This window comes from Streptomyces sp. CC224B (genome assembly GCF_030010595.1).
In the GTDB taxonomy this organism is placed as follows: domain Bacteria; phylum Actinomycetota; class Actinomycetes; order Streptomycetales; family Streptomycetaceae; genus Streptomyces; species Streptomyces longispororuber.
The window spans coordinates 1-21053 of the sequence record NZ_JASCXL010000130.1; the positions used below are offsets into that span (position 1 = coordinate 1).

The window sequence follows — 21053 nt, forward strand, 5'->3', positions numbered from 1 at the left end:
CCCCCCCCCCCCCCCCCCGCCCCCCCCCCCCCCCCCCCCCCCCCCCCCCCCCCCCCGGGGGGGGGCCCCCCCCCCCCGGGGGGTGGCCCGGCGACGGCGCGTCAGGCGGCCGGGCTCGCGACGCCGCTGTGGACCCAGTCCTGTCCCTTGCGGACCGCGCGGTCGAGCCGCAGGGCCGCGCGCGTCGCGGCGTCGTACGCCTGGCGCACCGGCTTCAGCCGCTCCAGGCGGGGCGCCAGCGCGGACAGGGTGATGCTCAGGGCGACCCCGGCCCAGGCCAGTGGCCCCAGCGGGGTGCAGCCGAAGAAGTGGCTGACCCCCGGCGTCTGCACCAGCGCGGCGAGCACCGCGGCCGAGCCCAGGGCCGTCGCCCACACCAGCGGGCTGTGGCGGCGGCCCATCAGGGTCTGCACGAGCTGGGCCCCCACCACACCGCACAGCGCCATGGTGCTGGACCGCCGCTCCGTGCCCGGGGTGAACCGGCCGAACAGATACGCCGTGACCGCGCCCAGGCACGTGGTGACGCCGCGGCGGCGGATGTTCCGCAGCAGCGGCGCGCCCAGCACGCCGGTGTCCATGGGGGCCGTGTCGACGTGCTCCCCGGTGGCGGGGTCGTCGCTCGGGGTCACGGCGACGGCCATGGCCGGGAACATGTCGGTCAGCAGGTTCACCAGCAGCAGTTGCCGCGTCGACAGCGGCGAGGAGCCGGACAGGAGCGTGCCGAGCACGCTGAACCCGACCTCTCCGGCGTTGCCCCCGATCAGGATGGAGACGGCGTCGGCGACGCTGCGCCACAGGGCCCGCGCCTCGGCGACGGCGTCGACGAGGACCGACAGGTCGCTGCGGGTCAGGACGATGTCGGCGGCGTTGCGGGCCGCGGCCGAACCGCGGGCCGCGATGCCGACGCCGACGTCGGCGGCCCGGATGGCGGCGGCGTCGTTGGCCCCGTCGCCGGTCATCGCGACGACGCGGCCCGCCTCCTGGAGCGACTCGACCACCTGGAGCTTCTGCTCGGGCGCGACGCGCGCGATCACGCCCGCGTCCCGCAGGGCGCGGGTGCGGGCCGCACGGTCCATGGCGAGCAGGTCGTCGCCGGTGACCACCTGGGTCTCCTCCGGCCACCCCAGTTGCACGGCGATGGCGTGCGCGGTCTGCGGGTGGTCGCCGGTCAGCATCACCGGCACCACACCGGCGCGGCGCAGTCCGGCGAGCAGCGGCGCGGACGTGTCGCGCGGAGCGTCGGCGAGGGCGAGCAGACCGACGAGCTCCAGGCCGTCAGGGGCCTCGTCGAGCACCGTGTCGGCCGCGGTGGTCGTGACGGTGCGCCGGGCGAGGGCCAGGACCCGCAGCCCCTCCCCCGCCAGGGACTTGACGGTCTCGCTCACCCGGTCCGGCACGTCCCGGCAGGCGGGCAGCACGACTTCCGGTGCGCCCTTGAGGACCAGCAGGTGCCGCTCGCCGTCCCCGGCGCGGCCGACGGCGGCGGCGTACCCGCGGCTGGCCTCGAAGGGCAGCTCGGCGACCGGCGTCCAGTCGTCGGACGGCGCCACGGCCAGGACGGCCTCGTCGGTGGCGTGCGCGGGCCGGCCGCGGTGGCCGTTGCCGGGCTGGGGGCAGGCGCGGGCCGCGAGGCGCAGCGCGTCCGTGGCGCTCTCGGAGTCCGGCGTCAGGGTGGTGCCGTCGGCCATGACGAGGCGGACCAGACGCAGCCGGTTCTCGGTGAGGGTGCCGGTCTTGTCGAAGCACACCGTGTCCACGCGGCCGAGCGCTTCCAGGGTGCGCGGGCTGCGCACCAGCACGCCGTGCCGGGAGAGCCTGCGGGCCGCGGCCATCTGGGCGACGGTCGCCACCAGGGGCAGGCCCTCGGGCACGGCGGCGACGGCGACGGCCACTCCCCCGCTGACGGCCTGGCGGACCGGGCTGCCGCGCAGCAGCGAGAGGCCGGTGACCGCGGCGCCTCCGGCGAGGGTCACCGGCAGCGCCTTGCGGGTGAGTTCCTGCAGCCGCGCCTGGACCCCGGCGGGCGGTGGGGTGCGGGCGGCGAGGGACACGGCGCGCCCGGCCTCGGTCTGCTCCCCGGTGCCCACGACCAGGGCGGTGGCCTCCCCGGCGACGACGGTGGTGCCCTCGAAGACCATGCAGCAGCGCTGGGCGAGCGAGGCGTCCGGGGTCGGGGCCGGGTCCTTGGCGACCGGCAGGGACTCGCCGGTCAGCGCGGACTCGTCGACCTCCAGGCCGTCCGCATCGACGAGCCGCGCGTCGGCGGGCACGACGTCACCGGCGGCGAGCCTGATCTCGTCGCCGGGCTTGAGCCGGGCGGCGTCGACCGTCACCGGCCGCGCACCCCCCTTGACCTTGTGGGCCTTGGCCTTCTGCCCGGCCGCGAGCCCGGCGAGGGCGCGTTCGGCGCGCAGCCGCTGCAGGCCGCCCGCCGTGGCGTTCAGGTCCATGGCGCCGAGCACGAGCAGCGCGTCCACCACCGAGCCGAGCAGCGCGGAGGCGGCGGCGCCGGTGGCGAGGACCGGCGTCAGCGGGTCGTCCAGCTCCCGGCGGATCGCGTCCGCGGCCTGGACGGTCCACCGCACCGGCGCGAGGGCGGGTGTGCGCGCCACCTCCCGGGCCCTCTCCCCGATCCGGGTGGCGGCGCGGGCGGCCGGGCCGCCCTCCTCCCGCACCCCGGCCTGCCGCAGGCGCTCGCGCACCTCGGCGGACTCCAGCTCGTGCCAGGCCACGCGGGGGCGCGGCCGGGGCGGGCGGGCCAGCGCGGGGGTGAGCGCGGCCCGCCAGCCGAACAGCAGGGCCGCGGTGGCGGCGAGGTTCACCGGCGCGTGCCGGGAGCCCGGCAGGCGGCGCCAGCTCACCTGGGCGCCGCCGCCACTGGCGACGAGGAGCCCGGAGAGCGCGGCCCCGGCCCGGGCGAGCGCCTGGGACCTGCGGCCGGCCTGCCGGGCCGCGGGGATAGCGGTGAGCACGCGCCACACGTCCGCGAGGCCGTTCCGTACGACGACGTCGGCGCCCCAGACCACGGCGGACTCGCGGTCCACGCAGGCGACGGCCACGTCACCGGCGAGCAGGCCGTCGAGGATGCCGGCGGCCCGCTCGTCGAGCTCGCGCGCACACTCGGCGCCGCCCGTGCCGCCTGTGCCGCCCGTGACGCCTGTGCCGTTCGCGCCGTCTGTGCCGTTCGCGCCGTCTGTGCCGTCCGTGCCGTCCGGTGTCGCGCCGGGGCCGCCGGACGTGGCGTACGGCGTCCCGGCGCGGGCTGTGCCGTCGGCGGGGTCCGCGGTGGGTCCCGTGCCGGGTGCGGCGGCGGAGGCCGGTATGCGCGCCACCGTCACGACGACGCGGTCGTCGTCGCGCAGCGTGCGCACGATGTCCCCGAACGCGCGGCCCGGCGGGGCGACTTCGTCGGCGAGGGTGGCCGTGTCGCCGAGGGCGGGGTCGTCCGTCATCACCACGTACAGGCCGGCGTCGCGGGCCGCGTGCAGGACCCCTTCGACGCGTGCGTCGAGGCACTCCTCGCCGGGGCGGCGCAGGGCGCCGGAGTGCAGCACGAGGGTGTCGGCGAGTTCCAGCTGGCGCATGCGTTCGCTGTCGCGGACGAGGATGCCGGCGCGGGCCAGGAGGGTGCCGAGCGCCGCGTTGAAGGCGGCGGGCCCGTACCGGGCCGCCTTCGGGGACCCGGCGAGCACGGCCTCCGCGGCCTCTTCGGCGTTGTGCCGCAGCAGCAGCGTCGCGGCGGCACCCGCCAGGCTGCCCGCGGCGGACGTGGCGGCGTACTCCTGGGCGGGGGTGACGCGCCGCTCGGGCCGGGACGCGGGCACACAGGTGACGCTGTCGCGCCCGGTCGCGCAGAAGTCGTCGTGCAGCGACTCGAACAGGGCGGCCCGTGCCACGGCCTCCGTGAGCTGCCCGGCGCGCAGGACGCCGTCGAGCACCAGGGCGACGGGGGACTGCCCGGCGCCGTGGGCGGCGGCGTTCGCCGCGGCCAGCGCCAGGTCCGTCCCGGTGGGGCCGAGCCGCTCGCGCAGCGCCTCCCGCAGCCGGGGGTTCTCGCGCAGCAGCGTCACGGCGGCCGTGACGACCCGGGGCGACCGGGGCAGCCGCAGCATCCAGCCGGTGAGCGCGCCCGCGGTGCCGGCGACGTCGAAGGCGAGCGCGGCGGCGGCGTCCCGCACCCCGCGCGGGTCGCCGGGGTGCGTGAACTCCTCCACGGAGTCGTCGACCCCCGGCTCCAGACCGAAGCGGGCCGCGAGGCGCGCCGCCTTCCGCTCCACGCCGTCGGTGAGTTCGTCCTCGGCGACCGTCACCACGAGGCGGGACAGGCCGCCGTCCCAGTAGGCGGCGACCACCTCGGGGTGCTGCTCCAGGGCGGCGGCCACCTTGCGGGCGAGCGCGGCGGTGCCGCCCGACGGTGCCGGGCGGTCGGCGGCGGGGCGCAGCGGCAGGTGGACGTGCTGGTCGGCCCGCCACTTGGTGCCGCCGCGGACGGCGTTGCGGGCGACGTGGCCCACGCGCCGGGCGGAGCCCCACACGGAGTCGGCGCCGTGGACGGTGCCCTTGGCGGCCCTGGCCGCCGCACCGGCGGCGGCGCCCACCGCAGCGGGCGCCGCCTCAAGGGGTGTCAGCAGATTCAGCACTACGCACCACCCATGTCACCGGTCCTCGTCCGCCCGGTCCCGCGTGGTCGCCCTCCGCCGCGGGCCGGCGCCGCCGTCCGCCGGCGCCGGGCGGTCGCGGTGCCCTGGCGGCAGGCGGTGGTGGTCACCCGGCGCGTCGCGGTACGGGCGGCGGCACGGGTCTTGGCCGAAGCGGTGCCCGCGCTCGCGGATGCGGACGTTCCGGAAGCGTCGCCCGCGTCGGTGGCGCCGCCCGCGTCGGTGGCGCCGCTCGCGTCGGCGGTCGTCGCCCTGTCCGGGCCGGTACGCGTCCGGGCCGCCGCCACCGTGTCGGAAGCGGCGCCGTTGGCCGCCCTGACCGCGGTGCCGGACGCCGTGCCCCCGCCCGGGGCGGTGGACGTGCGCGAGCCCGCCGCCGCGGTGGGGCGCCGTCGCGCCTGCGCCGTCGCCCCGCCCCGGTGCTTCCGCGTGTCCGCCCGGTCGTCGTCCGCGGCGTCCGTGTGCGGCTGCGTCAGCCAGGCGACCGCCGCGCCCGTCACCGCGAGCGGCCACTCGACGAGTCCGGCCACGCCGAGCAGTCCGGCCCCGGTGTAGACGGCGTACCGCCTGCCGCGCGGGGACACCACGCCGATCCGGTCCAAGGCCTCGTCGGTGACCCGTGTCACCGTGCCCATGCCGGGCACCCGCTTGAGCTGTGCGGCCGCCGCCCGCACCGGCCACGGCAGATCCGGCGCCCGCCCACCGGTGTCCGGCGTATGCCCGCCGGTGTCCGGCGCACGTCCGCCCGTGTCCGGCGTACGTCCACCGGTGTTCCGCACACTTCCGCCGGCGCTCTTCGCGCGTTCTCCAGCCGACCGGTCCTGGTTCATGTCGACCTCCACCCAGTAGTCGCTGTCGGCCGGGTTCCCCGTTGTCCGCCGGGATCCCCCCGGTGTCAGACTTGCGTACATTTTACGCTTTTCACACCTTTCGCGCGTTTGACGAGCCTCGCCATGGGAAGTCCACGGAAAGCGCACGGCGGCGCGGACCCGCTCAGGCCTTGCCGTCGCCCCCGCCGAGGCCCTCGTCGTCCTCGTCCTGGGCGCCCGAGACAGGGCCTTCGCCGCCGATGGTGTCGGCGTACTCCGCCGGGTCGAGGGTGCCCTCGGAGTCGGGGTTGATGCCCGCGCTGCCGCCGGGCTGGCCGCCGCCCGTGGTGCCGTATCCGCCGGGGACGCCGGGCACGCTGTCCGCGTCCGCCTGCTCGCGTGAGATCTTCCGGGTGGCGCGGACGCCGGTACGACGCTCCGGGCCGGGGTAGTCGAACGGCTGGGAGTGCGCGCGCTCCTCTTCCTCGCGGGCCCGGCGGGACGCCGCGGCGGCGTCCTTCTGCCGCTGCTCACCACTCGTGTTTCCATCGTCTTTTGTCATGGTATGTCCGGCACCCGTTCCGGCGTCCGGGCATGCGGCTCCGCCGCCATCGGGCCTCCTCGGCGGCGCGTGGACCGACCGGCCCGGCGCGTATGAACCCCGACGCGCAGGGCACGTGTATCGGGGCATCAGAAGCCACAGACGCCTACTGGAACAGCGCGTCCACCAGACCCAGGACGCCGGAACGGACGCCCATGAGTGACGCATTCGCGGGGCCGGAGGGGTTCGGACAGGATCCCTTCGGCGAACTGTTCGCACGGTTCCTCGGCAGCGGACGGCGGCAGATCGACATCGGCAGGCTCATGAGCGGGCCCGCCCGCCAGTTGGTCGCCGCGGCCGCCTCGTACGCCGCGGAGCACGGCAAGCTCAACCTGGACACCGAACACCTGCTGCGGGCGGCGCTGACGATCGAGTCCACCCGCGGCCTGGTCGCGCGCTCGGGGGCCGACCCCGACCAGATCGCCGAGCAGATCGACCGGAACTCGGGCGACCCCGAGGGCGTCACGCCCTCGCAGGCGGTGGCGCTGACCCCGGCGGTGAAGCGGGCGCTGCTGGACGCGCACGAGGTGGCGCGGGCCGTGGGTGCCGGCTACATCGGTCCCGAGCACATCGTCATGGCGCTGGCGGCCAACCCGGACTCCGCGGCGGGGCACATCCTGAACGCGGCCCGGTTCGACCCGGGCCCGGCCCCGCAGGGGCACTCCGGGCAGGGGCAGCACGGACCGGCGGGCACCGCGGAGCAGCAGCCGAGCAGGACCGGCGGGGGCACGCCGACCCTGGACCGCTTCGGGCGGGACCTGACGGAACTGGCCCGGCAGGGGCGGGTGGACCCGGTCATCGGCCGCGACGAGGAGATCGAGCAGACCATCGAGGTGCTCTCGCGGCGGGGCAAGAACAACCCGGTGCTCATCGGGGACGCGGGCGTCGGCAAGACCGCCGTCGTGGAGGGCCTGGCCCAGCGCGTCGCCGACGGCGAGGTCCCGGAGACCCTCGCGGACCGCCGCGTCGTCGCCCTCGACCTCTCCGGGGTCGTGGCGGGCACCCGCTACCGGGGCGACTTCGAGGAGCGGCTGAAGGGGATCATCGACGAGGTCCGCGCGCACTCCGACGAACTGGTCGTCTTCATCGACGAACTGCACACCATGGTCGGGGCCGGCGCCGGCGGCTCCGAGGGCGGGTCGATGGACGCGGGCAACATGCTCAAGCCCGCGCTGGCCCGCGGCGAGCTGCACGTCATCGGCGCGACCACCCTGGAGGAGTACCGCCGCCACATCGAGAAGGACGCGGCGCTCGCCCGCCGGTTCCAGCCGGTCCTCGTCCCGGAGCCGTCGCCCGCGGACGCGGTGGAGATCCTGCGCGGCCTGCGCGACCGCTACGAGGCGCACCACCAGGTCCGCTACGCCGACGCGGCCCTGCTCGCGGCCGTGGAGCTGTCGGACCGCTACCTCACCGACCGGTTCCTGCCCGACAAGGCCATCGACCTGATGGACCAGGCCGGAGCGCGGGTACGGCTGCGGGCCCGGACCAAGGGCACGGACATCCGCGCGCTGGAGCGCGAGGTGGAGCAGCTCGCCCGCGACAAGGACCAGGCGGTGGCGGCGGAGCAGTACGAGCGCGCCACCGAACTGCGGGACCGCATCGCCGACCTGCACCGGAAGATCGCGGCGGGGCGCGAGGACCGCGAACCGGGTGACGGCACCATCGTCGAGGTCACCCCCGAGGACATCGCCGAGGTGGTGTCCCGGCAGACGGGCATCCCCGTCAGCAGCCTCACCCAGGAGGAGAGGGACCGCCTGCTCGGCCTGGAGGACCACCTGCACCGGCGGGTCGTCGGCCAGGACGAGGCCGTCACCGCGGTCGCCGAGGCGGTACTGCGCTCACGGGCCGGACTCGCCAGCCCGGACCGGCCCATCGGCAGCTTCCTCTTCCTCGGCCCCACCGGGGTCGGCAAGACGGAGCTCGCCCGGGCACTGGCGGAGGCGCTGTTCGGCAGCGAGGACCGGATGGTGCGGCTGGACATGAGCGAGTACCAGGAGCGGCACGCCGTCAGCCGGCTCGTGGGCGCGCCGCCCGGGTACGTGGGGCACGAGGAGGCCGGGCAGCTCACCGAGACCGTGCGGCGCCACCCGTACTCGCTGATCCTGCTGGACGAGGTGGAGAAGGCCCACCCCGACGTCTTCCACACGCTGCTCCAGGTCCTCGACGACGGGCGGCTCACCGACGCGCAGGGCCGGACGGTGAACTTCACCAACACCGTCATCGTGATGACCAGCAACCTCGGCTCGGAGGCGATCACCGGCCGGGGCACGGCGCTCGGCTTCCGCGCGGACGGCTCCGACGCCGACGAGGAGGCGCGCCGGGAGCAGGTCCTGAAGCCCCTGCGCGAGCACTTCCGGCCGGAGTTCCTCAACCGCGTCGACGAGATCGTCATCTTCCGCAGGCTCTCCGGCGAGCAGCTCCACCAGGTCACCGACCTCCTCCTGGAGGAGACCCGCCGCCGACTGCGCGCGCAGGACGTGGCCATCGAGTTCACCCCGGAGGCCGTCGACTGGCTGGCGCGCCGCGGCCACAAGCCCGAGTACGGCGCCCGGCCGCTGCGCCGCACCATCCAGCGCGAGATCGACAACCGCCTGTCCCGTCTGCTGCTCGACGGCGGGCTCGGCGCGGGCAGCCACGTGGAGGTCGCGGTCGAGGACGACGAGCTGCGGCTGCGCACGACGGCGGCACCGCAGGCGGGGTGAGCCGCGGAGGCTCGCACCGGGAAGCGACACGCCAGGAGCTCGGACCTTGTGGGGTCCGAGCTCCTGGCGTGTGTCAGGCGAGTGCCGGGGGCCGGGTGGTGGGCGCGTGCGGGTCAGGCGCCGGCTTCGAGCGCGGTGCCGATCTCGCCGAGGAAGTCGTCCAGGTCGTCGGGGGTGCGTGAGGTGATGAGCTGCCAGCCGTTCGCGGTGCAGCGCATGACGGGCTTGTCGACCCAGGTGCCGCCGGCGTTACGGATGTCGGTGGCGACCGAGGCGTAGGACGTCAGGGTCTTGCCCTCCAGCACCCCGGCCTCCACCAGCAGCCAGGGGCCGTGGCAGATGGCCGCCACCGTGCGCCCCGACTCGGCGAAGGAGCGGACCGCCGCGACGGCGCCCTCGTCGAGCCGCAGCGTGTCGGCGTTGACCGTGCCGCCGGGCACGAGGAGCAGGTCGTACGAGGACGTGTCCGCCCGGTCCAGGGTGAGGTCCGGGTCGACGGTCTTGCCGGGGTCCTTGTCCCCGACGAGGGTCCGGATCTCGCCCTCGGAGACGGCCGCCACGTCGACGTGCGCGCCGCGGTCCCGCAGCCGCTGGACCGGCACCACCAGTTCGTCCTGTTCGACTCCGTAGGTGGTCACGACCGCCAGGACGCGGCGTCCGTTCAGGGAGGTGTCTGCCATGGTGCTGCCTTTCTGTGGTGGTGCGTCTTTCCGTGGTGCCGTGTCACCGGGTGCCGGGCCGGGAGCGCGTGGTCGGGGTGCGCGTCGGCGGCGGGCCGGCGGTGTTCAGTGGGCGGCGCGGCCGGACAGCGTCCGGTACGCGAGGACGATCAGGACCGATCCGGCGACGGCGGCGACCCAGGTCGACAGGTGGAGGAGGCCGTTCATCGACCGCACCCCGAAGACCAGCGCGCCGAGCAGGCCGCCGAGCATCCCGCCCGCCATGCCGATCAGCATGGTGACGACGGCCCCGCCCGGGCCCTTGCCCGGTGTGAGGGCCTTGGCGACGGCTCCCGCGACCAGGCCGACCACGATCCACGTGACGATGCCCACGCTCCTGCCTCCGTTCCGTTCCGGCGTCGGTCACCCGCTCCGGCGGCGGCCCGCGGCGAGCCCGCTCGGTGCGGCGCCGCCGGCCGGCCCACGGTGACCGGAACAGTGTCCGAGTGCCCCGAGGACCCTGGGGCACACCGGGATCTCCGTCCCCTCAAGCAAGGCACAAAGTCCCCGGCCGCGCAGCCGGTGCCGCCGCCCGGGGGCGCCCCGGGTCCCGGCAGGCGGCCGGGCCGGGCCGGGCGCGGATGTCAGTGGCGGGCCGTACCGTCAGGCGACCCGGCACCACACCACGGCCTGGCACCACACCGCGATCCAGCACCCCACCACGGCCTGGCACCTCACCATGGCCCCGCAGCGAACAGGACCCCGCACATGGCTCTGCCGACCGCCGCCGCGCACGGCGTCGCCCTCACCGAACGCGTCATCGCCTCCGTCGAGGCGGACCCCTCCCGGCCGGTCGTCGCCTCCGCCCCCTGGGCCGGACCGTGGGTGTCCGGGGCACCGGCGCCGCTGCCCGCCGACGCGTCGGCCGCCGCCGTCCTCCCCAGCGGCCGTCCGCTGCCGCCGAGCCTGCGCCGCTGGCTGGCGTACGACAGCGGCCTGCTGCGCCGCTTCGGCTGGTTCGGCCCCGGGCACCGCTTCACGCCGCGCACGCTCGGCCGCCTGGCGCGCGACGAGTTCGGCGACGGCTGGGGCGCGTGCTTCGAGCCGCTGTCGGCCCGTTTCGACGAGTGCTTCCTGCTGCCCGGCGGCTCCGACTCCCGCCGGGTCCTCGCCACCGGCTCCGTCGACGCGTACGGCGAGTACCCGGTGTTCGCGCTCGACGTGGACGACCTGCCGTGCGTGGAGCTGATGTACCCGGGCCTGGACGTGTACCTCGCCGACGCCGCCGGGATCGTCACCCGCGGGGGTCCCGGCTACTCCGCGCTCGTCGACGACCCGGAGTACGGGCCGCGGATGCGGACGCACGCGCGCCAGGTGTTCGCGGGCGGGCTCGGCGAGGAGTGCCTGGGGTGACGGCCGGCCGGGCCGGCTCACCGGACCGGCGGGGCCCGCGCGCGGGCCGGCCGAGGACGACGCCCGCCAGGACCAGGGCCATGCCGCACAGTTGCCGCACCGTGAGGGTCTCCGCGGCCGCCGCCGTGCCGAGCAGCACGCCCGTCAGGGGGTTCAGCAGCCCGACCAGGCCGACGGTCCCGGCCGGCAGGTGGCGCAGGCCCGCGAACCACGCCGCGAAGGCCAGGGCGGTGGCCACCAGGGCGACGTAGCCGAACGCCAGAACCGCCCGGCCGGAGAGCGCGGGCGGCGCCCCTTCGGCCACCGCGGCGGCCGGGAGCAGGAACAGGCCCCCGGCGGTGAGCTGCCAGGCGGTCGAGGCCAGCACGTCGGTCCCGCCGCTCCACCGCTTGGCCAGGACGTAGCCGAAGGACGACACCAGCATGGCGGCCACCGAGGCGAGCACGCCCCGGATGCTCACCTCCTCGGCCCCGGTGAGCAGCATGAGGCACACCCCGGCGAGCCCGAGCACCGCCCCGGCCAGGTGGGCGGCGCCGGGGCGCTCCGCCAGCAGGCCCCGGGCGACGAGCATCATCGCCAGCGGGGCGACCGCCATGACGGTGGAGGCGACGCTCGTCGGCAGCAGGTGCGAGGCGACGTAGACGAGGAAGAAGAACACGCTGACGTTGAGCAGGCCGAGCACCGCGGACCGCCACCACCAGACGCCGCGCGGCCGCTGCCGGCGTACGGCCAGCAGGACGAGACCGGCGGGCAGCGCGCGCAGAGCGGCTCCGTACAGCGGGTGGTCCGCGGGGAGAAACTCGTGCGTGACGTAGTAGTTCGTCCCCCAGGCCACGGGCGCGACCGCCGTCAGCGCCACCCACCGAGCATTGGCTTCCATGGAAGGCAATATAACTTCCCGGGAAGCTACTATGGGTCGCATGGAAGAGCAGCCGCTGGACCGGGTAGCGCGCATTCAGGCCGAGTGGCGCCGGGAACGGCCCGACGTGGACGTCTCACCGCAGGGGGTGATCGGCCGCCTGCACCGCCTGGCCGACCGGCTCACCGGGCACCTGTGCCTGGTCTACGACCGGTACGGCCTGTCCGAGGGCGAGTTCGACGTGCTGTGCGCCCTGCGCCGGGCCGGCGAGCCGTACGAACGGGCGCCGGGCGAGCTGGCCGCGCACACCATGGTCACCACCGGCGCCATGACGAAGCGCGTCGACCGCCTGGAGCGGGCCGGGCTCGTCACGCGCCGCCGCTCCGCCGACGACCGGCGCGGCCGGATCGTCGCCCTCACCGCCCCCGGCCGCGAACTGATCGACCAGGCCTTCGCCGACCACATGCGCAACGAGCGCCACCTCGTGGATCTCCTGACCCCCGCCGAGGCCAGGACGCTCGAAACGCTCCTGACCACCTGGCTCGACCGCGTGGAGCGACCCGGGCCGCCCGCCGACGAGTGACGCGCCACCTCCGGGTGCCGCCCCCGCGGCGCGGACCAACCACGCCTGATCCGCCGGCGCGTCCCCGGCTGAGGAGCCCTCAGCCGGGGACGCACCGGCGTCCCCGTCCCGTCAGGCGCTCCGGTCCCGGGGGCCGGTGTGCAGGACGGCGAACGTTCCCCGTACGCGGGTGCCGTCCGGGGTCCGCCAGGGGCCGGTGACGTGGGCGGTGCCGGCCCGCTCGGCGGGTGTCGACTCCTCGGCGGGGCGCAGGACCCGGTGCAGGCGCAGGGTGGTGCCGCAGGGCGCGACCAGCGCGGTGCCTTCGTCGTCGTCCGTGGCGGTGAAGGCGGTCGGCAGGGCGCCCCCGCCGGTGTGGGCGGCGGTGACCTCCCGGTCGGGGGTGTCGCTGGTGTCCTGGTCCTGCGCCTGCGCCCGGCCCTCGATCAGCGCCGCCAACCGGTCGGTCAGCACGGGGTCGTGGCAGCCGTCGTAGGCCCGGCGCAGCCCCAGCACACCGTGCTCCATGGTGCCGACCAGGGCGTGCTCCGCCCCCTCCAGCGGGGCGCCGCGGTACGTGAGGGGCACCAGGTAGGTCACCGGGTCGGCGCCGGAGGTGTCGGTGACGACGATGAACTCGATGCCCACCTCGCCCGCCGGGTCGTCGAGCCGGAAGCCACCGGCCTTGGTCAGCCGCGGTGCGCCCGCTCCGCCGCGGTACCACGGGCGGGTGGGCAGCCAGGCGGTGAGCAGGTCGAGTTTGGTCGGCACGAGGGTGGTGCGGTGGACGACGGCCATGCCGAGGTTCCTCTCTGTCGTCTGTCGGGTCGACCGACGTCGATCCGGCTCGCGGACGTCCGGCTCGCAGGCGTCCGGCTCACGGGCGGGGGCGGGTCGGTCGCGTCGGTGCGGGCCTGCCCACCTTCGCATCCGGCTCGTGCCGGCGGAGCGGCGGGCGCGCCCTGAGCGCCGTACGACCCGCTCCCGTACCGGCACTGGCACTGGCACTGGCACTGGCACTGGCAGGGTGAGCCGGGCGCGGTTCAGCCGTGGGCCGCGGGCGCCGAGGCGAGGTGCCAGAAGTGGGCGTAGCGGCCGCCGCGGCGCAGGAGTTCGTCGTGGTCGCCCTCCTCGACGACGCGGCCGGCGTCGAGGAAGACGATGCGGTCGGCATGCTGGACCGTACGCAGCCGGTGGGCCACCATCACCACGGTCCGGCCCTGCATGAGGCGCTCCACGCCGGCGTGCACGGCGGCCTCGTTGACGGGGTCGAGGGCCGAGGTGACCTCGTCGAGCAGCACGATCGGCGCGTCCTTCAGCAGCGCCCGGGCGATCGAGACCCGCTGGCGCTCGCCGCCCGACAGGCGTGCGCCGCCCTCACCGACGGTCGTGGCCCAGCCGTCGGGCAGGCGCTCGACCACCTCGTCCAGGCGCGCCGCGGCCGCGGCCTCGCGCACCTCGGCGGCGGTGGCGTCGGGGCGGCCGAGGCGCACGTTGTCCTCGATCGTGCCGTCGAAGAGGTAGACGTCCTGGAACACGACGGCGAACCGCGCCATCAGGTCCGCCGTGCCGATGGAGCGCACGTCGGCGCCGCCCACGCGGACCGCGCCCGCGTCCACGTCGTGGAACCGGGCGAGGAGGTGCAGGAGGGTGCTCTTGCCCGCGCCCGAGGGGCCCACCACGCCCAGCCGCCGCCCCTCGGGCACGGACAGCGTCAGGCCGTCGAAGACCGTGTGCCCGTCGTGCCGGAACGTGACCGCGTCGACCTCGAGGCCGTGACCGGCGGGGCGCACCGGCGCGGCGGGCTCCGGCAGGGGCTCGGTGCGCAGCACCTCGTCGAGGCGGGCCAGTTCGCCGCGCGCGCCGCGCAGGGCGCCGCCGAGGTCGGCCAGCGACAGCAGGGGGTCCGCGCAGCGGGCGGTCAGCACCAGGACGGTCAGCAGCTCCGCGGCCCCGATGCCGCCGTCCAGCGCGCGGTACGCGCCCAGCGCCAGGATGGCGGAGAACACCGTCTGCACCGTCAGCGTCAGGCCCAGCGCGCCGGGCAGCGTGGCCAGCGTGGAGCGGCGGGAGGCGCGCCGCACCTGCCGCAGGGACTCGTCGAGGAGGCGGAAGCGTTCGGTGGTCCGGCCGCCGGCGCGCAGCACCGGCTGAGCCTGGACGTACTCGACGACTCTCCCGGTGGCCTCGCGGTCGCGGGCGGCGCGCTCGGCGTCCTCGGCGGCCGTCGCGCGCCCGGTCAGGAGCTGTATCGCGGCCACGACGGGGACGGCGGCGAGCGCGGCCAGGCCGAGCTGCCAGTGGCAGGCGAGGATGACGGCGACGATCGTGAGCGGCGTCACCGCCGCGGAGACGTACGGGCCCAGCAGGTGGGCGACCACGCTCATCGCCCGCAGTACGCCCTGTCCGGCCAGGACGGACACCTCGCCCACCCGGGCCGTGCCGTACCAGCCGAGCGGCAGCCGGGCCAGATGGTCGCCGAGGCGGTGGTACACACCGCGCAGCAGGGCGGTGCCGACGCGGAACCCCGACAGGTCGCTGACGTAGCGCAGCGCCGCACAGGCCGCCACGGCAGCGCCGAACGCGCCCAGCCAGGGCCAGGCGTCGTCGGGCTTGTCCCCGAACAGCGCCCGCAGCACCGGCACCAGCAGGGCGTACGCCAGGCCCTCGGCGACCGCGGCGGACACCATCAGGGCGAGGGTGCGGCGTACCGGGCGGGAGTGCTGGTGTCCCAGCACGCGCAGCAGCATGCGGATCATCGGGGGTGGCCTCCTCGGCGTTCGCCGTCGGACAGGTGCGGGGAGCGCGGGACGGGCGGGGAGGGGCGGCCCTCGGGCGTGCCCGCCGCGTGCCGGGTCCGCCACAGCGCGGCGAACCTCCCGTCGGCGGCCAGGAGTTCGGCGGGGCTGCCGTGTTCGACGACGACGCCGTCCTCCAGTACCGCGACGGTGTCGGCGGCGATGACGGTCTCCAGGCGGTGGGCGATGACCAGGACCGTCCGGTCGCCCTGCCGCTCCTCCAGGGCGTGGCGCACCGCCCGTTCGGTGCCCGGGTCGGCGAAGGACGTCGCCTCGTCGAGCACCAGGACGGGCGTGTCGGCCAGCAACGCCCGGGCCAGCGCGATCCGTTGGGCCTCGCCGCCGGACAGCCGGGCCTCCTCGCCGAGCACGGTGTCGTAGCCGCGCGGGAGTTCCAGGACGCGGTCGTGGACATGGGCCAGGCGGGCCGCGCGGACGATGTCTTCGTGGTCGGCGTCGGGTACGGCGAGCGCGATGTTGTCGGCGACGGAGGCGCGCAGCAGGCGGACGTCCTGGAAGACGAAGGAGACCTGCCGGTACAGCTCGCGGCTGCCCAGGTCGCGCAGGTCGACGCTGCCCAGGCGGACGGAGCCGCCCGTCGGGTCGGCGAACCGCGGCAGCAGCCGGACCAGCGTGGACTTGCCGCCGCCCGACGGTCCGACGAGCGCGGTGACCGTCCCCGGCTCCAGGGTCAGGTCGACCCCGCGCAGGACGTCGTGGCCCGGCTCGTGGGCGAAGCGGACGCCGCGCAGCTCCACCCGGTGTCCGCGCGGCGCGACCGGGTGCGCCGGTTCGGGCAGCGGTTCCACGGCGAGCACGTCGCGGATCCGGCCGAGGGCGCGGCGGGCGGCCCGCACGTCGTCGAAGCCGTGGCCGAGCGCCGCCACCGGGGCGGTGAGCCCGAGGCCGAGCAGCAGGAACGGCAGCAGGTCCGCCGGGTCCATCCCGCCGCCGGTGATCCGCGCCGTACCGCCGACCAGTACGGTCAGCAGGACGAACGGCGGCGACAGCACGAGCTGCATGCCCGCGGCGACCGGGGAGATCCCGTGCACCCAGCGCCGGAAGGCGGTGACGAAGCCGTCGGCGGCGGCGCGGAACTCGCGGTGGGCGCGCTCGCCGCCGCCGAAGGCCTTGACCACCGCGATGCCCTGCACGAACTCCACGACGGAACCGGCGATCCGCTCCATCGCCGCGTCGAAGTCGGCCTGCTCGCGCTGCCGGGCCGGGGTCATCATGAGCGGGACCAGCGCCACCGCCGCGACCACCGGGACCAGGGTGATGAGGGTCAGGCGCCAGTCGACGGCGAGCAGGTAGACGAGCGACACCAGCGGTACGACGAAGGCGGAGGCCAGCTCGCCGGGGGTGTGGGCGATGAGCGGGTGGACGGCGCCGACGTCGTCGCCCACCAGTTTGGCGAGCTCACCGCTGCGGCGGCGGGAGAGCCAGCCGACGGGCACGCGCCCCAGATGCGCGGCCAGCCGTCGGCGCAGGGCCAACTGCACCCGGGCGTCGAGGAGATGGCCGGTGCCCGCCGCGGCGGCGCCGAACAGCAGCCGGACGAACAGGCCGAGCGCGCCCGCGAGCACGACGAACCGGACGTGCTCGCGGTCGACCGGGCCGGGGGTGAGCAGGGTCCGGCCCAGCTCGACGACGGCGAGCGGCGGCGCGAGGCCCGCGACCGCGCCGACGGCCTGCAGGGCGGCCACGGCGGCGAACCCTCCCGCGTACGGGCGCAGCAGGCCCGGCGGACCGCCGCCCTTCGGGGGGCGTGCCCGCGGCGAAGTGCCGTGCCGCGGGGGCCGGGTGGACCGTTGTTCCGTCTTGGCGAGTTCGGTGCTGGTCATCGCCCTCTCGGCTTCCTGTCCCGTTGTCGTCCCGGGGGGTGCGCTCGCCGGACCACTCCGGTGGCCGTGCGGACGGGACGGTCGGGCCGTCGCCGCCCCGCGCCGCCCTGGAGCCGCTGCTGCGCACGCCGGGATTCTTACGACGTAAGACTGTGTCCGGACGCTATACTTACGCCGTAAGAATGGTCAACCCGGAATCAGAGCCCCCGTTCGGCCCGGCAGGGGCGTCCGGTGCGGAAGGAGAGGCGCCATGGCGGCCAGCAGGCCCCGCGGACAGCGCGTGGGGCTCACGCGGACGGCCGTCCTGGAGGCGGCCGTGCGGCTCGCCGACCGGGAGGGGCTGAAGTCCCTGTCGATGCGCCGGCTCGGCGCGGAGCTGGGCGTGGAGGCGATGACCCTCTACCACCACGTGCCGAGCAAGGACGCCCTGGTGGAGGGGATGATCGAGCGGATCGTCGCGGAGGCCGTGCCCCCGGAGTTCGGCGCCGCCACCTGGCGGGAGGACCTGCGTACCTACGCCCGGGCGCTGGTGAAGGTGCTCGGCGCGCATCCGTACGCGGTGCCGCTGCTGCTCTCCCGGCCCGTCATGACGCCCCGCAACCTGCGGACGATGGAGGCCGTGGTGGAGATGCTGCACGGAGCGGGCTTCGCCCTGCCCAGGACCCTGGACATCATGTACGCGCTGACGAGCTTCGTCGTGGGGCACGCCGCCGCGCAGGCGGGCGAGGCCGACGGCGCGGGCCGGCTGGCCGCGCTGGACCCCGAGGCCTATCCGCTGCTGGTCGACGCCGCCCGGAAGTCCGGCGAGGACGCGGCGGGGGCGCGTTTCGAATTCGCCCTGGAGGCGCTGCTGACCGGGTTCGAGAGGGAACTCGCCGCCACCTGACGTCCGGGCCGCGCTTCCCCGTACGTCGGGGCGGCTCACCTTCACCGACGACGACTTCAAGCGGCGCATCGAGGAGGAGACCGGGCTGCGCCCGCCGTGGGCCGCGGAGGCGTTCCGCGACCTGGAGGCGACGTACGCCAGCCCGTCCGGCGCGTCACTTCGAGCCCGTTCGTCCCGCACACCGCGTCCGTCCGCGGCTTCGTCTTCGACGTGGGCACGGGGCGCCTCAGCGAGGTGACGTAGCGACGGCGCACACGACGGTCGGGGCGCCCGCCTCGACGGCCTGCGCCGCGCGGTGCGTGGTTACCTTGCGGTCAGCCGGTCAGCCGGTCAGCCGGTCGACCGTCCGGCGGCCGCGGCCGGAGGAAAGGGCGGGAAAGGGGAGGCATGACATCTGTCCGCGAGGTCGAGCTCCTGGCCGTACAGGCGCATGACGGCCAGTTCGACAAGGTCGGCGTGCCCTACGTCGAGCACGTGCGCGCCGTGGCCGCGGGGCTCGCGCCGTTCGGCGCCGAACTCGTCATGGCGGGCCTGCTGCACGACGTCCTGGAGGACACCGACCGGACCGCCGAGGACCTGCTGGACGCGGGGGTGCCGGCGCGGGTCGTCGCCGTCGTCCAAGCCGTGACGAACGAGCCGGACGTGCCGTACGAGGTGACGCTCCGACGCATCACCGCCGACCCCTGGGCGACGCTGGTGAAGATCGCGGACAACGCGCACAACTCCCGCCCCGACCGCGCCGCCCGGCTGCCCCGGGAGCAGCGGGAGCGCCTCGCGGCGAAGTACCGCGCGGCGCGTGCCGTCCTGTGGCCCGCCGCGCGGAGGAGCGACATCGAGCTCATCGCCCGCTCCGTCAACCCGGCGCTGCTCGCCGAGCTGGACGACGGCCCCGGGCCCGGCCCGCACGCGCAGTCCGGGCCGCCGTCGCCGACGGAGACGTAGGACGGCCCCGAGGCTGCTCGCCCGCCGGACAGGCCCCTCCCCCGCCGGAGCCGGGGAGGCCACGCGCCGCCCGCGTCACTCCGGACGGTGTTCCGCCCCGTCTTCCGCCCCGTCTTCCGCCCCGGCGATGCGCGCCGAGACGCACGGGTCCTCGTCGCGGTAGCCGAGGCGGTCGTACAGCCGTCGCGCGGGGACGTTGTCGGCGAGCTGCCACAGCGTGCACACGCCGTACGTACGCACGGCGTACCGGGTCAGCCAGGCGGTGAGGGCGGCGCCGAGCCCCTGGCCGCGCTGGGCGGCGTCGGTGGCGACCGACGCCATCAGGGGTGTGCCGCTGTCGCGCAGCCTGCTCAGGGCGCCGCACGCGACGAGCCGCCCGTGCGCGTCGCGGATCCCGGCCCAGAGGCGGACGTCGGCGGAGCCGGGGCCCGTGGAGTGGTGCGGGCTGTGTTCGGCGAGGAAGGCGCCGAGTTCGTCGTGGTGGTCCGCGCCGAGCGCGACCACGCGGTCCTCGTTCGGCGTGCGGGGCGGCTCCGTGAGCGTCCAGCGGAAGACCCACTCGACGACCTCGGTGAGCGGCAGCCGCTCCCCCACGAGCGCCTCGGTCCCCCGCGGGCCCGTGAACTCCCCCACCACGTCGGGCCGTTCGCGTTCGGCGCACAGGACGAGGTCCGCGGCCGCCCGCGCGTCACCGACGCTCCACACGTGTCCGCGCCCGGCGTCGAGCCAGGCGACGGCGCCGTCGCCGGACCAGCCGGACCGGTCGTCCTGGCGCCGCCGGGCGGCGCCGAAGCGCAGCAGGGCGGCACCGGACCGGTGCTCCAGGCCCTGGTCGAACAGGTCGGCGGTCCGGGAGGTCCGGGTGGTCCGGGAGGTTCGGGAGGCAAGAGTCGTGGCCTGCATCGCTCTCAGCAAAGGAAGGGGGTACGGGTTCGGGCGGTCGGGTCCGCTGCCGACCGGGCGCGCCGCGGGGGCAGCCGTGACCGAGGGGTCGAGGTCGGGGGCCCCGGCAGCGGCTGCGCGTGGCGCGCGCCCGGCCGGCCGGGACGGACACTCTGACATACGTGCCCCGGGGCGGGGCAAATCGGCGTCCCACCTGGACTTGTACCCCGTGGGCACGGCACGCCGGACGGCGCACGGGCGCGCCCCGGCCGAGCGGAGAGGGCAGGATTCGAACCTGCGTGGGCGTACACCCGACTGAAGCGAACTCCGGTCTCCGATAAACCACTCCGGACACCTCTCCCTCACCCCGGGGAACGGTCAGTGCGGACCGTCCCCCGAGGCACCCTCAGACTGCCCCCGCCCCCTGACCCGGCGCTGACGGGCGCCTGGACCGACGCGGCGGGGCACCGTCACGGCCCCGAAGGGCCCGGGTCACGGCCGGTCGGACCCGGCGGCCGTGAGCGCGGCGACGTCGGCGAGGACCCGTGCCGCCGGGGCCGGGTCGACGAGCCACTTCAGGTGGCTGCCCGCGAGGGTGCGGACGTCGTAGGGGTTGTCCGGCGTGAGCGCGTCGCCCTCGCGGATGAGCCGGTCCTGCACGGCGAGCGGCAGGCTCGCGTCGTCCGCCAGTCGTACGTACGTCCTGGGGATGCGGCCCCAGGTCGCGGCCTGCGCCCGGTCGGCGGAGGTGCCGACGTCCAGGTTCTCGTCGGGCTGGAAGGTGTTGAGGAGGGTCAGGAACTCGTCGTCGGTGCCGTCGGCGAGGAAGGCCGCCTTGAAGGCCGCGAGGGCGGCCGGGTCCGCGGTGCGGAAGTTGACGCGCAGCAGGCCGAGTTCGGCGGGGTTCCCCGCCATGGCCAGGGCCAGCGAGGCGGCGTCGACCGAGGCCATCTCCGGCTCGGCGTAGTAGTCGTTGACGTCCAGGTCGACCGGACACCAGGCCGAGACGTAGACGATGCGGTCGATCAGGTCCGGCCGCGCGTTGGCGGCGGCGGTGGCCGTGATGCCGCCGCGGCTGTGCGAGACGAGGATCACCGGCCCGTTCTCCTTGGCCCGCTCCAGGACCCCGATCAGGTGCGCGGCGTTGTCGGCCAGCGTGACCCCCTTGATCGCCCCGGGCGCCGCGGCGAGCCCTTCGAGGTCCTGCGGCGCCTGGTAGGCGCGCGTGTACGTGGCCCCGAATCCGTGCCCGGGCAGGTCGACGGCGACCGAACGGTGCCCGAGGAGGCCGAGTTCGGCCTGGAGCGGCGCGAAGGAGAAGGAGTTCGCGAAGGCTCCATGCACCAGGATGAACGTCGGTTGCATCGGTCCACTCACTTTCCGGCCTCCGCGGCGTCGGCGGCACGCGCACCCGGGGCACGGGCCGCCGCCGCGGGGG

16 protein-coding genes, 1 tRNA gene and 1 pseudogene are annotated in these 21053 nt (G+C 76.0%); 6 read left to right on the forward strand and 12 right to left on the reverse strand.

The genetic code is table 11. From position 1 onward, the window contains the following. Positions 1 to 101: 101 nt before the first annotated feature. The 3 genes from QK440_RS34915 to QK440_RS34925 all read right to left on the reverse strand — a co-directional run bounded on the left by QK440_RS34915 (position 102) and on the right by QK440_RS34925 (position 6029). The gene (locus tag QK440_RS34915; RefSeq protein ID WP_282797293.1) at positions 102 to 4631 is read right to left on the reverse strand and encodes a cation-translocating P-type ATPase; all 4530 of its coding nucleotides are present in this window, start codon (positions 4629 to 4631) and stop codon (positions 102 to 104) included. An 8-nt stretch (positions 4632 to 4639) separates the two neighbouring features. Continuing rightward, positions 4640 to 5293 carry a hypothetical protein gene (locus tag QK440_RS41500; protein ID WP_349239343.1) on the reverse strand — a complete coding sequence of 218 codons (654 nt, stop codon included), beginning with the start codon at positions 5291 to 5293 and terminating at the stop codon, positions 4640 to 4642. 358 nt (positions 5294 to 5651) lie between these two features. Beyond that, on the reverse strand, positions 5652 to 6029 hold the full coding sequence (locus QK440_RS34925; protein ID WP_282797276.1) for a hypothetical protein: 378 nt from the start codon (positions 6027 to 6029) through the stop codon (positions 5652 to 5654). Between the two features lie 194 nt (positions 6030 to 6223). Between QK440_RS34925 and QK440_RS34930 the strand changes: the two genes are divergently transcribed. Further along, positions 6224 to 8770 carry an ATP-dependent Clp protease ATP-binding subunit gene (locus tag QK440_RS34930; RefSeq protein WP_282797277.1) on the forward strand — a complete coding sequence of 849 codons (2547 nt, stop codon included), beginning with the start codon at positions 6224 to 6226 and terminating at the stop codon, positions 8768 to 8770. A gap of 113 nt (positions 8771 to 8883) precedes the next feature. Here the strand turns inward: QK440_RS34930 and QK440_RS34935 are convergent, their stop codons facing one another. Further along, positions 8884 to 9450 (reverse strand): type 1 glutamine amidotransferase domain-containing protein, encoded by a 567-nt coding sequence (locus QK440_RS34935; RefSeq protein ID WP_282797278.1) that lies wholly within the window; start codon positions 9448 to 9450, stop codon positions 8884 to 8886. A 105-nt stretch (positions 9451 to 9555) separates the two neighbouring features. Then, complete coding sequence (locus QK440_RS34940; protein ID WP_282797279.1) at positions 9556 to 9822, reverse strand: GlsB/YeaQ/YmgE family stress response membrane protein; 267 nt, start codon at positions 9820 to 9822, stop codon at positions 9556 to 9558. 375 nt (positions 9823 to 10197) lie between these two features. Between QK440_RS34940 and QK440_RS34945 the strand changes: the two genes are divergently transcribed. Next, positions 10198 to 10842, forward strand: coding sequence for a hypothetical protein (locus tag QK440_RS34945; RefSeq protein ID WP_282797280.1), 645 nt, complete (start codon positions 10198 to 10200; stop codon positions 10840 to 10842). Here QK440_RS34945 and QK440_RS34950 read toward each other — a convergent pair. After that, positions 10724 to 11722, reverse strand: a complete 999-nt coding sequence (locus QK440_RS34950; protein WP_282797281.1) for an EamA family transporter — start codon at positions 11720 to 11722, stop codon at positions 10724 to 10726. The two genes, QK440_RS34945 and QK440_RS34950, sit on opposite strands and share 119 nt — an antisense overlap. Positions 11723 to 11762: 40 nt before the next feature. Here QK440_RS34950 and QK440_RS34955 point away from each other — a divergent pair, with 40 nt between their 5' ends. Next, the gene (locus QK440_RS34955; protein ID WP_282797282.1) at positions 11763 to 12284 is read left to right on the forward strand and encodes a MarR family transcriptional regulator; all 522 of its coding nucleotides are present in this window, start codon (positions 11763 to 11765) and stop codon (positions 12282 to 12284) included. A 111-nt stretch (positions 12285 to 12395) separates the two neighbouring features. On the opposite strand, the gene QK440_RS34960 is transcribed toward QK440_RS34955, so the two are convergent. The 3 genes from QK440_RS34960 to QK440_RS34970 form a co-directional block, all read right to left on the reverse strand. After that, on the reverse strand, positions 12396 to 13061 hold the full coding sequence (locus tag QK440_RS34960) for a 1,4-alpha-glucan branching protein (RefSeq protein ID WP_282797283.1): 666 nt from the start codon (positions 13059 to 13061) through the stop codon (positions 12396 to 12398). 245 nt (positions 13062 to 13306) lie between these two features. Then, positions 13307 to 15022: an ABC transporter ATP-binding protein gene (locus tag QK440_RS34965; RefSeq protein WP_282797284.1), complete on the reverse strand. Its 1716-nt coding sequence runs from the start codon at positions 15020 to 15022 to the stop codon at positions 13307 to 13309. Next, positions 15019 to 16905, reverse strand: coding sequence for an ABC transporter ATP-binding protein (locus QK440_RS34970; protein ID WP_282797285.1), 1887 nt, complete (start codon positions 16903 to 16905; stop codon positions 15019 to 15021). Before QK440_RS34970 ends, QK440_RS34965 begins: the two co-directional genes overlap by 4 nt. A 250-nt stretch (positions 16906 to 17155) precedes the next feature. Here QK440_RS34970 and QK440_RS34975 point away from each other — a divergent pair, with 250 nt between their 5' ends. From QK440_RS34975 to QK440_RS34985, 3 genes and pseudogenes are all read left to right on the forward strand, one after another. After that, the gene (locus QK440_RS34975) at positions 17156 to 17791 is read left to right on the forward strand and encodes a TetR/AcrR family transcriptional regulator (protein ID WP_282797286.1); all 636 of its coding nucleotides are present in this window, start codon (positions 17156 to 17158) and stop codon (positions 17789 to 17791) included. Positions 17792 to 17819: 28 nt separating this feature from the next. Further along, positions 17820 to 18034 (forward strand): annotated as a pseudogene (locus tag QK440_RS34980) (carbonic anhydrase); the annotation flags it as partial. Between the two features lie 144 nt (positions 18035 to 18178). Beyond that, positions 18179 to 18733, forward strand: coding sequence for an HD domain-containing protein (locus tag QK440_RS34985; protein ID WP_282797287.1), 555 nt, complete (start codon positions 18179 to 18181; stop codon positions 18731 to 18733). Between the two features lie 75 nt (positions 18734 to 18808). Here the strand turns inward: QK440_RS34985 and QK440_RS34990 are convergent, their stop codons facing one another. From QK440_RS34990 to QK440_RS35000, 3 genes are all read right to left on the reverse strand, one after another. Further along, positions 18809 to 19636, reverse strand: a complete 828-nt coding sequence (locus QK440_RS34990) for a GNAT family N-acetyltransferase (RefSeq protein WP_282797288.1) — start codon at positions 19634 to 19636, stop codon at positions 18809 to 18811. A gap of 253 nt (positions 19637 to 19889) precedes the next feature. Continuing rightward, positions 19890 to 19976 (reverse strand) — tRNA-OTHER (locus QK440_RS34995). A 131-nt stretch (positions 19977 to 20107) separates the two neighbouring features. Next, positions 20108 to 20980: an alpha/beta fold hydrolase gene (locus QK440_RS35000; RefSeq protein ID WP_282797289.1), complete on the reverse strand. Its 873-nt coding sequence runs from the start codon at positions 20978 to 20980 to the stop codon at positions 20108 to 20110. Positions 20981 to 21053: the final 73 nt, after the last annotated feature.